The sequence below is a fragment of the Maribellus mangrovi genome, assembly GCF_037646455.1.
GTDB lineage: Bacteria > Bacteroidota > Bacteroidia > Bacteroidales > Prolixibacteraceae > Draconibacterium > Draconibacterium mangrovi_A.
The window spans coordinates 211,887-225,382 of sequence record NZ_JBBIXN010000002.1 but is presented as its reverse complement, the minus strand read 5'-3'; the positions used below and the strand labels follow the sequence as shown (position 1 = coordinate 225,382).

At 42.8% G+C, this 13,496-nt stretch carries 12 protein-coding genes; 3 read left to right on the top strand and 9 right to left on the bottom strand.

Annotation, left to right across the window (positions count from 1 at the left end):
- Positions 1-8 precede the first annotated feature (8 nt).
- Positions 9-1,004, top strand: coding sequence for an isoaspartyl peptidase/L-asparaginase family protein (locus tag WFY05_RS08905; protein WP_340112463.1), 996 nt, complete (start codon positions 9-11; stop codon positions 1,002-1,004).
- Positions 1,005-1,078: 74 nt separating this feature from the next.
- Here WFY05_RS08905 and rbp read toward each other — a convergent pair whose 3' ends face one another.
- Together rbp and WFY05_RS08895 are read right to left on the bottom strand one after the other, a co-directional pair.
- Complete coding sequence (gene rbp / locus WFY05_RS08900; protein ID WP_340112462.1) at positions 1,079-1,483, bottom strand: RNA-binding regulator; 405 nt, start codon at positions 1,481-1,483, stop codon at positions 1,079-1,081.
- Between the two features lie 305 nt (positions 1,484-1,788).
- Positions 1,789-2,511 carry a cytidylate kinase-like family protein gene (locus WFY05_RS08895; RefSeq protein WP_340112460.1) on the bottom strand — a complete coding sequence of 241 codons (723 nt, stop codon included), beginning with the start codon at positions 2,509-2,511 and terminating at the stop codon, positions 1,789-1,791.
- A 163-nt stretch (positions 2,512-2,674) separates the two neighbouring features.
- Here WFY05_RS08895 and WFY05_RS08890 point away from each other — a divergent pair, with 163 nt between their 5' ends.
- A complete protein-coding gene (locus WFY05_RS08890) occupies positions 2,675-3,721 on the top strand; it encodes a Gfo/Idh/MocA family oxidoreductase (protein ID WP_340112458.1) in 1,047 nt (348 codons plus the stop codon).
- A gap of 15 nt (positions 3,722-3,736) precedes the next feature.
- On the opposite strand, the gene WFY05_RS08885 is transcribed toward WFY05_RS08890, so the two are convergent.
- The 4 genes from WFY05_RS08885 to WFY05_RS08870 form a co-directional block, all read right to left on the bottom strand.
- Positions 3,737-4,660 carry an aldo/keto reductase gene (locus WFY05_RS08885; protein ID WP_340112457.1) on the bottom strand — a complete coding sequence of 308 codons (924 nt, stop codon included), beginning with the start codon at positions 4,658-4,660 and terminating at the stop codon, positions 3,737-3,739.
- A gap of 33 nt (positions 4,661-4,693) precedes the next feature.
- Positions 4,694-5,503: an FRG domain-containing protein gene (locus WFY05_RS08880; RefSeq protein ID WP_340112455.1), complete on the bottom strand. Its 810-nt coding sequence runs from the start codon at positions 5,501-5,503 to the stop codon at positions 4,694-4,696.
- A 114-nt stretch (positions 5,504-5,617) separates the two neighbouring features.
- Entirely contained in the window at positions 5,618-5,845 is a 228-nt protein-coding gene (locus WFY05_RS08875) for a hypothetical protein (RefSeq protein ID WP_340112454.1), read from the bottom strand.
- A gap of 165 nt (positions 5,846-6,010) precedes the next feature.
- Positions 6,011-6,715: a class I SAM-dependent methyltransferase gene (locus tag WFY05_RS08870; RefSeq protein WP_340112453.1), complete on the bottom strand. Its 705-nt coding sequence runs from the start codon at positions 6,713-6,715 to the stop codon at positions 6,011-6,013.
- A 95-nt stretch (positions 6,716-6,810) separates the two neighbouring features.
- Here WFY05_RS08870 and WFY05_RS08865 point away from each other — a divergent pair, with 95 nt between their 5' ends.
- On the top strand, positions 6,811-8,061 hold the full coding sequence (locus WFY05_RS08865) for an outer membrane protein assembly factor BamB family protein (RefSeq protein ID WP_340112451.1): 1,251 nt from the start codon (positions 6,811-6,813) through the stop codon (positions 8,059-8,061).
- Here the strand turns inward: WFY05_RS08865 and WFY05_RS08860 are convergent.
- The 3 genes from WFY05_RS08860 to WFY05_RS08850 all read right to left on the bottom strand — a co-directional run bounded on the left by WFY05_RS08860 (position 8,051) and on the right by WFY05_RS08850 (position 13,473).
- Positions 8,051-8,833 (bottom strand): PhzF family phenazine biosynthesis protein, encoded by a 783-nt coding sequence (locus tag WFY05_RS08860; RefSeq protein WP_340112449.1) that lies wholly within the window; start codon positions 8,831-8,833, stop codon positions 8,051-8,053. The two genes, WFY05_RS08865 and WFY05_RS08860, sit on opposite strands and share 11 nt — an antisense overlap.
- A gap of 139 nt (positions 8,834-8,972) precedes the next feature.
- Positions 8,973-11,381 (bottom strand): TonB-dependent receptor, encoded by a 2,409-nt coding sequence (locus WFY05_RS08855; protein WP_340112448.1) that lies wholly within the window; start codon positions 11,379-11,381, stop codon positions 8,973-8,975.
- A gap of 85 nt (positions 11,382-11,466) precedes the next feature.
- Complete coding sequence (locus tag WFY05_RS08850) at positions 11,467-13,473, bottom strand: sialate O-acetylesterase (protein WP_340112447.1); 2,007 nt, start codon at positions 13,471-13,473, stop codon at positions 11,467-11,469.
- Positions 13,474-13,496 lie beyond the last annotated feature (23 nt).

Here is a 13,496-nt window from a genome sequence, read left to right as displayed (position 1 = left end):
TTGTTTATATGGTATCAAGAAGATCATTTCTGGCGAAAAGCACGATGGCACTGGCCGGAATCGGAATGGTAAAGCATGGATTTGCCGCTACATCGTTTGCCGAAGAAGGAAAGTTTCCTGTAGTAATTTCAACCTGGAACCATGGTTTGCCTGCTAACGAGGCAGCCTGGAAAATACTGGCCGAAGGCGGACACTCGCTTGATGCGGTTGAGGCCGGTGTTCGTGTTCCTGAAGGCGATCCGGATGTTATTACTGTTGGAAAAGGCGGAATACCTGATGCCAGTGGTAAAGTCACGCTCGATGCCTGTATTATGGATGAAAAAGGCAGAGCAGGAAGTGTTACTTATCTTCAGCATATCGTACACCCCGTATCAGTGGCACGTTTGGTGATGGAAAAAACTCCCCATGTGATGCTGAGTGGAAAAGGTGCCCTGGAGTTTGCCCTTGATAATGGATTCAAAAAAGAAAAATTACTTACAAAGGCTCGAAAAGAATCGTGGAAGAAGTGGAAAAAAGAGAACGCCAAATTCAGCAATAAGATCAACATTGAGAATGTAACGGAAGACAACCACGATACGATCGGTATGCTGGCGCTGGATAAAGATGGCCGTATTTCGGGAGCTTGTACCACAAGCGGAATGGGCTACAAAATGCCGGGAAGGGTAGGTGACTCACCAATCATTGGCGCCGGTCTGTTTGTTGACGGTGAAGTGGGTGGAGCCACAGCAACCGGTTCGGGCGAACTGGTCATGAAAACCGTTGGATCCTTTTTGGTGGTTGAATTAATGCGTCAGGGCATGTCGCCATCAAAAGCATGCGAGGAAGCCGTAAAACGAATTGCCAAAAAAATCCCGGATTACGAGAAACACCAGATTGGTTACATTGCTTTAAATACAAAAGGCGAATACGGATCATTCTGTATTCAACCGGGTTTTAACTATGCACTTAAAACCGAGGACAAAACCGAACTAATCGATGCTGAAGCATGGCTGAAGAAATTGTAAAAAGGAGTTTAAAATCCATAAAAAAAGGTGCTTCAAAATTTTGAAGCACCTTTTTTAACCGTTCGTTTTTTTCTTTACCACCTGTCTTCGCGGTTTCTGTCGTAACCACCGCCACCGCCTCTGCGGTCGCCGCCACGGTTGTAACCACCACCGCCTCTGCGGTCGCCACCACGATTGTAGCCACCACCGCGGTTATAACCACCACCACCGCCTCTGAAATCTCGGCGTGGGCGCTCCTGTGGAGGATTTGCTTCCTTAACAACAATGTTGTTACCTTCTACTTCCGTGTCATTCAATCCGGCAATGGCAGCATTTGCTTCTTCGTCGTTAGGCATTTCAACAAAACCATAACCTTTCGAATTGCCGGTTTCCCGGTCCATAATTACTTTAGCTGATGTTACTTCTCCGAATACAGAGAAAAGTTCTTGTAGGTTATCGCCTGTTATGGTAGGCTTTAACTTTGCAACAAATAAATTCATAAATTAAATAGAAAATTAAATTAAAATGTAAATGTTTTGGCGTTTTACACGCCGATAAAATAAATGGTTGAAGAACGTTTAGAAAATTATACGGCATCACAACCGCTTGAAAGTGAAGTACGTTTAAAATTCTATTTACAAATAAACGCCATATTTATCAGAAATGCACAACGAAAGCACAGGTTTTTTTGAAAATAAAAAGGCCTTTCCGAAAAAAGGCCTCTGTAAGGTGAGATTTAAGTATTTGTATCTCCATTTATGGAGATGATTAATTCATGTTTTCCAAATGTACAATTTTTTACCCATTAGTCATCGTTGGGCGAAGCAATAATTCTTTTGTTCTTAAGAATGTTGATTACTGCATCTACAATCTGATCGTCTTCGAGCGAAGCATAATTAAAGATGACATCGAAATCGTTGTTTTCAGCCTTTCTGCCAATGATCTTTTCGATAAAGGAATCCCTTTTTTCATCGGCCTGTTTAATGTAAGCCTGCGCTTCGGCCCGACTAAAGTCTTTTAATTGCATTACCCGGTGTATACGCCAGTCGGTAGGTGCTTCAAGTCGAATGTTAAGTTTATTGGGAACATCTTTTAAAATAACACCTGCCGATCTTCCTACAATAATTGTTCGTCCCTGGTCGGCCAGCCGGCAAATAATACCTTTCAAAGTATTTATTAGGTTCTTGTCCGAAATATCGTATATAGTTTCATCGGAAAATGCCCTGGACACTTCCTTTAAAAAGCGAATAGCTTCCTCAGCATCATCATATTCACCGGCTTTTACTTCACCGATCATTTCATCAACCACTTCAGAAAATACGGTTTTGTCCACCCATTTCCATTCGGCATCGGTTTTGGTTTCCGACATGTAACTGTAGCCCGTTAAAATCTTCGAAAGCTTAATGGCAATCCGTTGCGCCGAACATCCTGCCTGTCGTGAAATCGTCAGGAAAGGCCCGGGAAATTCACCAGTTTCAAGGTTAACGCACTTGAGCTCTTTGAGATAACTGTTAATAAATGTCTGCATAGTTTAACTTGACGTTCCGGTTTATCTTACTCGAAGTTACAATCATTTCTTTGCTTTTGGTAATGAATGTGTTATACAATAGCGAAATGTAGAGATGTTTTTCAGCAAGTTTTAGCGACTTGCACTAAATTCATTACATTTAAAATTCAAAAAAATAAATGATATGAATTCTCCGATAAAAACTGCACTGGCATCCTTTGGTATGTCGGGTAAAGTGTTTCACGGGCCGCTATTGAAAGTAAATCCGGGGTTCGAGGTAGTAGCTGTTCTCGAACGTTCAAAAGAACTTTCAAAAGGGTTGTTTCCGGCAGTGAAAATTGTAAGGTCATATGATGCGATCCTAAATGACAACGAAATAGAATTGATTGTTGTAAATACGCCCGACAAACTGCATTACGAAATGGCTAAAGCGGCTATGTTAAAGGGGAAGCATGTTGTTGTAGAAAAGCCGGTTACTTTGAATAGTGACGAAGCTGCCGACCTTATTGAACTGGCACAGGAAAAAGGTGTGGTTTTCTCGGTATTTCAGAATAGGCGATGGGATGCCGATTTCAGAACCGTTAGAAAGGTGTTGGAGGAGGCTAAGTTTGGTCGCTTGATTGAATTTGAATCGCATTTCGATCGCTATCGCACCTACATAGCTCCCGATACCTGGAAGGAGGAAGGCGATGAGTATTCCGGCGTTCTCTACAACCTTGGTTCGCACATGGTGGATCAGGCCTTTGTTTTATTTGGCCAGCCTAACGCAGTTACTGCCCATTTAAAGATCGTGAGAGCACTAGGCGTAGTAACGGATTACTACGACATTCGGCTTGAATACAAAGCTTTTGCAGCTTTGTTAAAATGTTCCTACCTGGTTAAAGATCCGGGGCCGCGTTACACGATTCATGGTGAACACGGCACTTTTCACAAATATGGAATTGATGCACAGGAAGAATTGATGAAGGCGGGTAATTTACCCCTTGGTGACGACTGGGGCAGGGAAGAGCCGGAAGATTGGGGAACGCTGGTTTATGAAGAGGTCGGAGAAGAAGTGGAAGAATTGATCGAATCGATCCCCGGCGATTACAACCAGTTTTACAAAAACATATACGAGGCCATCAGAAATGGGGCTGAATTATTGGTTAAACCTGAAGAAGCACTCGCGGTGCTTAAAATTCTGGAGGCTTGTTTAAAAAGTAATCGTGAGAAAAAAACAGTGTTTTTGTAATGCGAAAATGTGCTTTTACGACCTGTTGATTTCAGCCAACGTTTTTTCCATTCTCGACAGGTAGTTATCGATTTGATCCTTGGTTTCAAATCCGACGATCATCATGTTAACACTACCCAGTCCCAGCACAAATTTCAGTGAATTGTTAATTTTCTCGCTGTCGTCGCGAAACTTTCCGTCGCCAACCAGTTTCATGCCTATAACACCTTTGCCCGAGTTATGCAACTGGTGAATAACCTCAACTACTTCTTCCGGATCAGGTTTATCCATGGCAATTCCGTAAGGATTTATCCGAACATGAATAACATCAACCCAGGGACTTTGTAAGGCATCTTTCATCGCATCCAAGGAATGAACTGAAACACCATGGGCACGAATAATACCTTTTGCTTTTAGCGTTTCCATGATCTCCATTTGAGGAGCCAGCATTTCTGTCCAGTTTTCTTCAACCATGCAATGAATTTGCACCAGATCGATGTAATCGGTCTTTAATTCTTTTCTGAACCTGTCAATAACCACATCGGCATCCGGACGTTCTTTTTCCGGGATTCCACCTCCACGAAACCAGATTTTTGAGGTCAGTGTCAGATCTTCGCGGTTCATTTTTTTTAAGGCTTCAGCCATTAGTGGATGTGTTCCATAAGTATCTGCCAGATCGAAATTACGAATACCCTTGTCGTAAGCGAATTCTATGGTTTCAATACTTTTCAGCTTATCCTGCCGGGTGAGGTAACTGGTTCGATTGGTAGCGTGCACACCGGTTCCCATTCCTATCAGGGTGGTTTCGATCCCTGAATTTCCGAGTTTTACGCGCTGCACAGGGCTCATCCCCAAAGATTGAGAATTGCCTGCATGTAGCGGATTAGAAAACATAAGATGAGCGGTTCCCAGTCCGAGGGCACCTATAAATTTGCGCCGATTCATATTTGATTTAGCCATAGTATTCAAATTAAGACTTTATAATATAACACTTTAGCTGCATTTTGGTTGATAATGGCGTTTAAGCCAATCAGCCAGACCGTCTAATCCTGGGAAAAGAACACGCTCAGTAATGTTTGCCTGATCGAGTTTGTCCCTGATTTCCCATTTCAGTTTCGCCGGAATGATTATTCGGCGGTAAAAATCCGGATGTTTGATTAACCAGTCATCCAAAATGGATGTGGCACTGGTCATTACCGAAAATAAGGCAAACTGGTTAACAATGCGGTCGTCGAGCGAAGGCGGTTCAAAGAACAGTGCATGTCCCGATCCGATCGTTCGATCGAGTTGATGTATGGTCGAAAATTTCGATTCCAGGATTTCAACAGTAAATGCATTGCATTTTTCTTCGTCTATCAGCACCTTTAAGGGCTCCGGTATCTGGTCATTCACTTTTACAAAATCTACCTGCCAAATTACTCCGTCGATGTCGTATTTTTCGGTATTGGCCGTGGCAAAATGCATGGCAGTAAAAGGCGAATAAGTCCAGTCGAGCAAACGAGTTGGCAGGCCATGGTGTTGGGCCAGCACCAGCGAGCGAAGCTGGGTTTCAGTTTGTCCTCGCTCTGTTGTTCGTGCGTATTTACGGAAGTTTCTGAGCAGGTGATATTCCAGTTCGGGGTGATTTCCGCAATTGCGCAAAAAACTGTTCTCAAGTTGGTAACGGCAATCCGATAATCCACGAAAAGCATAATCGCTTCTGAACCTTCCCAGACCGGGTTTCCACGAATCGTAATACACTTCTTCTACCAGTTGGTTCCAGCTTTCAATCCGAATATCGTTCGTTGTGATTTTACAGTTCATGCCCGGTCGATTTTCTGATTTTTGTTTAGTGTAAGTTAAAAGAAAAAGGGAAATCATGAACCATGATTTCCCTTAAAACAACATTATTTTTATCCGTCTATGTTAACTTCTTTATTATTGCAGCACCTCTTCGGAGCCGGTGTCGCCGCACTTAACCGAATCAGGTTTGGCGGTGAGCTCTTTAGCACCCTCAAAATCAATTGATTTTTCTGTTTTTACGGGTGCTGTTTCCTGCATAGTAACTCGTTCAACTCTGGGCTTTATTTTGATGACATCTATGGTATGACTGAGTTTAAGACCAAGGATGTAAAAAATGGAGGATAAAAGAATAATTACTTTCATGGTTTTTTGTTTTCAGTGCAAAATTTCGATATGAAATTATGTAAACGACCTGAATTTGTAAAACATTATCTGTGAAAGGCTCAATAATTTCGGCGAACGACTAGTATCGGTCTGCAAAGAAGGCTTGAGGTAAAGGCAGTTTTTGGGTGGTGATTACTGATAAAATTATTTCAAGGTAAGTTTGGCCAGGTAATCAAAGTGATCGCCTTTGCTTAGCAATTGAAAATGATAACCCGCTTCTGATGCGATTTTCCGGAGTTTGTCAGCATCTACAAATAACCAGTTAAAAGATGCTTTGTGGTTTTTATAACTCAGTTCATATTGCATTTCGCCATAATAATTGCTGTTGTTCAGGTCGACCCAAAAAGAGCCATCTTCCTCCTGAAACAAATATTTAATGTCGGAAGAATCAATCAGTATTTGAGCGTTCGTATTCAAAAGCGTTCTTAAATGATCCAGCAATTGCTTTAAACCCGCAACGGTTCCACCTATTCCGGCACCATTCATCAACAACAGAAGCGTATCGTATTGTGTGTCCGAGTAACTGTAAATGTCGGATTGTACCACATTATGAATACCTCTTCTTTCCATTATTTTTACTGCACGTGCAGAACTGTCCAGTGCAGTAACTTGTAATCCTCTTTCCTGCAATAGAAGCGAATGACAACCGGCCGCGGCTCCAACATCCAGGACTTTCCCTTTGCAATGGTTTAGTGCCGTTTTTTCGATTTCAGGCATTTCTTTTTCAGTTCGAAATAAATAGGAAACCGTGATACTTTCATCTTCGGTATAATTTGTATTAACCAGAATATCCGGTGCTTTGCCGTGTTCAAAATAATCGGAGATGGCCGCTCCAAACGGATCGTTCATACTATTCAGTTAAAATCTGTAATCATTCTCACCGCGAAGATACTAATCGTAGAAAATATTCCTATTTTCGTGTTTTCCAGTTTAAACCAAAAATTATGAGATCGACTATCATCATTTCTTTTTTTGCTATTCTTTTTTTAGGGGCTTGTCAGCAACCCAAACAACAATTTTCGGATTGGCGTGGCCCGAACCGCGACGGTATTTACAACGAGACCGATTTGTTGAAAGAATGGCCTGAATCCGGTCCCGAAATGTTGTGGTCGTTTGAAGGACTCGGATACGGGCACAGTTCGGTTGCAGCAGTCAATAATAAAATTTTTGTAACCGGAGTAAAAGATACTCTTGAGTCGATGGGAACTTTGTTTGCTTTCGACGCAAATGGTGAGCTGCTTTATGAAAGGGATTATGGCAAGGATTTTAGTTTGCTCTACCACGGGACACGCTCTACACCGGTTGTGTCGGATGATATTATTTACATTGAAAGTGGAATGGGAGCTGTTTATGCGTTGGATGCCAACTCGGGTGAGGAGATCTGGTCGAAAGATTTTCAGGTGGATTTTGATGAAGATTCGGTGATCCAGTTTGGCCATTCAGAATCGGTGCTTCTTGACGGAGATCGCTTGATCTGTGTCGCCGGTGGAAAAGAATTTAATGTAGTGGCCCTAAACCGTTTTACCGGCGAGTTGCTGTGGAGTTGCGAAGGAGAAGGAGAGATTGCTACCTACAATTCGCCCATTTTAGTTGATCACAATGGACAAAAACTGGTCATTGCCATGACTTCAAACTCCATAATGGGTATAGACGCTGATACGGGTGAAAAATACTGGCGTGTGGAGCAAACCCAGGGGAATAAAATTCATGCCAACACACCGGTTTATGTTGATGGCAAAATACTGATGGTCAGTGCCGGCCGTGAAAAGACTTCAGGAATGGTTCAGTTGCAGTTATCCGACGACGGTAAAAGTGTGGAGGAAATGTGGAGAAATAACCGCTACATGAATTTGATGGGAGGAGTGGTAAAAGTCGACAGCTGTTTTTATGGCTCGTCGTACCTGAAAAACGACTGGCGCGTTATGAGTTGGAAAACCGGCGAAACATTAACCCAGAATAAAGATTTTGGCGGCGGTGCGGTAATTTATGCCGACAATATGTTTTATTGTTATGCTGAACGCGATGGTGAAATAGCTCTGGCAAAAGCCACACCCGAGAGTTTTGAAATAGTTAGCAAATTTGAAGTGCCGCTTGGAACCAAAGAACACTGGGCACATCCTGTAATAAACAACGGTATTTTATATGTTCGTCATGGCGATGCGCTAATGGCGTACGACGTCAGTGCTAAACCGTGATTTCGCCTTGCATATAAGTCACAGCTTTTCCGCCAATTTCTACGCGGTCGTCGAGGTATTTACAGTATAAAATTCCTCCGCGTTTCGACACTTGTTTAGCTTTCATGTTGGTCTTTTTCAGTTGCCTGGCCCAATAGGGAATAAGCATGGTGTGTGCCGATCCGGTGACCGGATCTTCATTAATTCCAACCGATGGCGCAAAAAATCGCGAAACAAAATCGTATTCATCAGACTTGGCGGTACAAATTAATCCGCGTTTGGTCGCACCTGCAATGCTCATAAAGTCAGGATTCAGTTTCAGTATATCTTTTTCGCTGTTAAACACCAGTAACAGATCTTCCCGCCCCACGTAACACTTTACCGGATGAACATTGAAAGCGGTTTTTAAAACAGGTGGGATGTATTTAGCTTCCACTTTCGAAGATGGAAAATTCATCACCATGTGGTCTTCTTCTTTACTTACTTTCAGAATTCCGCTTCGGGATTCAAACTGTATTTCATCCTTTTCGTAATTCATATGCTGAAACAGCACATGTGATGCAGCCAAAGTTGCATGTCCGCACAAATCCACTTCAGCAAGTGGTGTAAACCATCGAATTTTATAGCCGTTTTCAGCAGGAATAAAGAAAGCTGTTTCAGAAAGGTTGTTTTCCAGGGCAATGTTTTGCATCACTTCGTCAGGCAGCCAATCCTCTAAAGGTACAACAGCAGCCGGATTTCCTTCAAAAACTTGTTCTGCAAATGCATCAATCTGGTAAATGGTAAGTTTCATCCTCAAATATTGTATGTGTGGTAATCGATTTTAGAACTTCAAAGTTAATACTTTATCAACAGGGTGTTCGGGTAATAAGTTTTGAAAATGAAGAATTAAACTAATCTTCTCATGCAGCAGTTTAAAAGACCGATCGAATTTAGAATTTTACGGTAAGTTTCAAATTGATTTTTCTGCCGGTGAGGTAATTGGGAACAGCAAACTGATCGCCGTAAATGCTCGATACCCAAAAATAAGAAATGGTGTTGTTGATGTCGAGAAGATTAAATACTTCGAGGCTTACCATTAAATCAGTGATATCTTTTAACAGCCAGGCATTGCTGGTGTTTGCCGGACTGATAAACACTTTTGAAAAGCCAAGATCGATCCTTCGGTAGGCCGGCATCCTGTAAACGTCCTGGTAACGCTCGCCGTTAGGCGGTCCGGTGGGTAAACGTGAACCATAAAAGGCTGAAAGTTGCATCCGGTAAGTTGGATTTCCAGGAAAATAGTCCTGGAAGAACAAGCTGAAGTTTACGGTCTGATCCGTTGGACGTGGAATAAAACCGTGTCCGTCGCCCTTAACGTTTTCCTCTGTTTGCAGGAAAGACAAACTGGCCCATGACTGTAAGCCACTCACAAATTCACCGTTTACTTTCATATCGATCCCTGTGGCATAACCGGTAGCTTCCTGTTCACCCAGGTAACGAATTCGAACATTATCGATCTGATAAGGAATTAGTCGATTCATGTGTTTGTAATAAGCTTCTGATGTAAAGCGGAAGGGACGTCCCCAGGCCGTAAACAGCAGGTCTGTTCCTCCAACCACCTGCACCGATCGTTGTGCTTTTGCATCGTAGTTAATACTGCCGTCGCTGTTTTTAATTTCTTTGAAAAAAGGCGATTGATGGTACATTCCGGCCGATAAACGAAACGACATTTTCTTTTCCCACTCCGGGAAGTAGGTTAGTGTGGCACGCGGACTGATCAGCAGTTCTTTGTTAAAATCCCAGTAATTAAAGCGCAGCCCTCCGTTCAGGTATAAATCGCCTACACTTAATGGAAAACTCCATGTATCCTGGATATAACCTGTAATTCTGTTTGAGCTGATACTGTTGTTAGCATTAAGTGTATAGTACAAAAGAACTTCACTATCAGAATAGGGAATGGAATAACCCGCTGAATCACGGTAGATCCATTCATTGAGCTGGTCTTCAATTTCTTCGTGCTGAAACTTGATCCCCCAGTTTAACAGATGTTTATCTGAATTATAAGCTCCTTTATGGTAGAAGCTGAATACGTTTGCTTTCAGGTAGTTTCGTGCATGATTCAGGAAACTACCAACCCCGAGGTTCAACGTGCTGTCGCCAAATTCATCCGATCCCAGATTACGTTCCAGCTGATTCAGGTAATATTCACCCAGAATATCGTAGGTTTCCTGTTCTTTGGTATGGTAGGCCGAACCTATAAATTTCAGGTTCAAATTTCGGTTGGGGTGGTAATTAAGTGTAAATGCCCCAAGGTAGGTTTCGAAATTATCCACTTCCTGTCCGCTAAAATAAATTTTTGTATTCAGCGGATTTTGCCAGGTACCAAAACTGGTTTGACGGGTTTCGGGAATAAATTTGTACTTGTTTTGAGCAATGTTTCCTAAAAATGAAAGATCGAATTTTTCAGAAAGTTGATATGAAATATACGTTTGAACATCGAGGAAACGCGGATCATATTCACCGGTTTCATCAAGGCTACCAAGGATGTATTTGCTGGTTTTGTAACGAACACCGGTAATGTGCGAGAGTTTTCCTTTTAGGGCCACATCTTCGAAATGCGCTGAAGCACCCAGAAGGCTCATTGTTGCAGAGCCCTTAAAATCGCTGGGTTTTCTGTATTTTATATCGAGTACCGACGACATTTTATCGCCATACTTGGCGTTAAAACCACCGGCCGAAAAATCGATGGTGGAAACCATGTCGCTGTTAACAAAGCTCAATCCTTCCTGCTGCCCCGAGCGAATCAAAAAAGGTCGGTAGACTTCTACATCATTTACGTACACCAGGTTTTCATCGAAATTACCACCACGAACGGTGTATTGCGAACTCAGTTCGTTATTGGATGAAACTCCCGGCAGTGTTTTCAGCATCGTTTCAAGAGCTCCTGAAGCATTGGGTATGGCCGTCACAATTTTCGGATCGAGGCTGGTAAGGTTACCACCGCTGCGCCTTTGCTCCCGAACCACGATCTCTGCCAGTTCCAGATTTTGCTCCGGCATTTCAATATTCTTTATAATGGTTTCTTCGGGTTTTGCAAACACCGAATCCTGGAAGGTTTTATAACCCAAGGAAGAATATACAACCGTGAGTTGCTTTTTTGCCGGAATACGAAGCGAAAATTCTCCTCTTGCATTGGTGGTCGTTCCAAGAGTCGGGAATTCTTTCAGTACAACATTTACCATGTCGAGCGGTACTCCCTTTGTGTCTTTCAGAACACCTTTTAAAGTTGCATTGCTGCTTTGTCCAAAACTAAGTGTGGCTGTTAGCAGGAGAATAATAAGAGTGTAAAATTGCTTCATTGGCGCAAAACTAATCAACTGGTTTTATTATCAACTTCTTATTGATAAATAAATTGTGCTTTTGAAACAAATTTATCCACAATACTTATTTCGTAATTCCCGGCCAGTCATCGGTCCGGAACGGATTGGCAGGAAGCTCCTCCAAGTTATACAAGTTCAGATCATCGGGATTATCTGCCCAGCCAAAGCGCACTGCCACGGGATCTTTTACGGCATATGACTGAACTACCACTGTTGTCGGATTGATTATTTCGGCTTTAGCCCAATGAAACTCACGGTCTTCTCCGGCAATGGCAAATGCTTTCACATAACCATACTTGTCTTTTACTGCCAGTCCGTCACCGGTGTTAGAGAACGTAATAAAAGCCTTTCCGTCTTTAAATTCCACCGACTTATAAGTGGGGCCGGTGTACACAATGTCTTTATCGTATGCCACTTTTAAAGCATTTAATGCCAGCCGTTTCCCCACATCCTGTTTGTTTCGCGGATGAATATCGTTGGCTTCGCCAATGTCAATAGCAGATGCCATTCCCGTATTGGGCAAGTCGAGTGTCATGGTTTGTGCTTCGCGGAGCTCTGCCCAGGCACTTTCTGCAGGTTTTTGCGTTGGCTTCATGTAATTGGCCAGTTGTACAAACAAAAACGGAAAATCGCCCTGTTTCCAGTGCGCGCGCCAATCCCTGATCATGTTCGGGAAAATACGCTGGTACTGTTTGGCTCTACCGGCGTTCGACTCGCCCTGGTACCAGATGGCTCCCTTAATTCCATAAGGAACAATAGGATTGATCATTCCATTAAATAGTAGGGTAGGGTATGAATTCGGTCCCAAATCGATAGCTTGTACCACTGCTTTGGAGACTTTGAATTTCCAATCGCCAGAAATATCAATTCTTTCATTTCCAATGGCGACGTATTGATCTTCCGGAGCTCCCCAAATTCCGCCACCGCCGCCAGTATCGTTGACCCGAACAACGATCATGTTTTTGCCCGGTTTTAAATACTTTTTATCGATGGTGTATACCCGTTCTTCATCATAAGCATTGGTTTTTCCTACCTCAATGCCGTTTACAAAAGTGATGTCAGCGTCGTCGATTTTACCCAGATGAAGATTTACATTGGTTTGTGTCTGGTCATCTGTAAGATCCAGTTCTTTGCGGTACCAGGCAATCCCGTCAATATCGAAGTAGCCTTGTTCTTCCCACAATCCCGGAGTTTTTATGCTGCTCCAGTCTTTGTCGTTCATATCCGGATCTGACCAAACGGCTTTTCCATCCTGCATGCCTTTGTCTTCTGTCGGAATTTCGCCACCCAGCATTTTTCTTACCTGGGCTTCCTTCTCCTTTTTGTAGGTTTCCACATCCATTTGCTGAAGTTCGATCATCGGATCGCTGAAATCCGGATCATCTTCAATGGTTTCGGCGCTGGTCCAGGTTTCGGCTACTGTTCCTCCCCATGATGTATGAATCAAACCGATTGGTACATCCAACTCTTCGAGCAAAGAGCGACCGAAAAAATAACCAACAGCTGAAAATACAGGTGCCGTTTCCGGTGAACATTCCACCCATTCACCTTCTTCAAGATCGTCTTGCGGAAATTGAGATACTCGTTTCGAAACCGTAAATAATCGCATATTTGGATAGTTAGCAGCAGCCACTTCATTTTCACCATTTTTGGCATTTATCAGCGGCCATTCCATATTCGATTGCCCTGAACACACCCACACTTCGCCAATCATTACGTTATCGTATGATAACGTATTCTTGCCTTTTACTCTAAGCGTAAATGGCCCGCCATATTTTTGTGCCGGCAGTTTTACCATCCATTTTCCACCTTCATCGGCAATCGCTTTTGCCGAGGCTGTCATTATGGTTAGTTTTTCCCCCTCATTTGTGTTCTCATTCAAGTGAACGACAGTTTTCGTCAGCATTACTGAGATTTCTTCGCCGGCATCAGCCCAGCCCCAAACCGGAATTTCCATTCCTTGTTGAAGGACCATGTTTGAACTAAAAATCTTAGGCATCTTTACTTCAGCCTGAACAGTTATTGATAATATGAAAAGGAGGAGGATTAGCAGGTTTCTATTTGTATTCATTACAATAAGTTTGACGTTTCCAC

Coding starts and splice junctions, on each gene's coding strand:
- WFY05_RS08905 (WP_340112463.1), top strand. CDS start 9: ATGGTATCAAGAAGATCATTTCTGGCGAAAAGCACGATGGCACTGGCC.
- rbp (WP_340112462.1), bottom strand. CDS start 1,483: ATGAATTTATTTGTTGCAAAGTTAAAGCCTACCATAACAGGCGATAAC.
- WFY05_RS08895 (WP_340112460.1), bottom strand. CDS start 2,511: ATGCAGACATTTATTAACAGTTATCTCAAAGAGCTCAAGTGCGTTAAC.
- WFY05_RS08890 (WP_340112458.1), top strand. CDS start 2,675: ATGAATTCTCCGATAAAAACTGCACTGGCATCCTTTGGTATGTCGGGT.
- WFY05_RS08885 (WP_340112457.1), bottom strand. CDS start 4,660: ATGGCTAAATCAAATATGAATCGGCGCAAATTTATAGGTGCCCTCGGA.
- WFY05_RS08880 (WP_340112455.1), bottom strand. CDS start 5,503: ATGAACTGTAAAATCACAACGAACGATATTCGGATTGAAAGCTGGAAC.
- WFY05_RS08875 (WP_340112454.1), bottom strand. CDS start 5,845: ATGAAAGTAATTATTCTTTTATCCTCCATTTTTTACATCCTTGGTCTT.
- WFY05_RS08870 (WP_340112453.1), bottom strand. CDS start 6,715: ATGAACGATCCGTTTGGAGCGGCCATCTCCGATTATTTTGAACACGGC.
- WFY05_RS08865 (WP_340112451.1), top strand. CDS start 6,811: ATGAGATCGACTATCATCATTTCTTTTTTTGCTATTCTTTTTTTAGGG.
- WFY05_RS08860 (WP_340112449.1), bottom strand. CDS start 8,833: ATGAAACTTACCATTTACCAGATTGATGCATTTGCAGAACAAGTTTTT.
- WFY05_RS08855 (WP_340112448.1), bottom strand. CDS start 11,381: ATGAAGCAATTTTACACTCTTATTATTCTCCTGCTAACAGCCACACTT.
- WFY05_RS08850 (WP_340112447.1), bottom strand. CDS start 13,473: ATGAATACAAATAGAAACCTGCTAATCCTCCTCCTTTTCATATTATCA.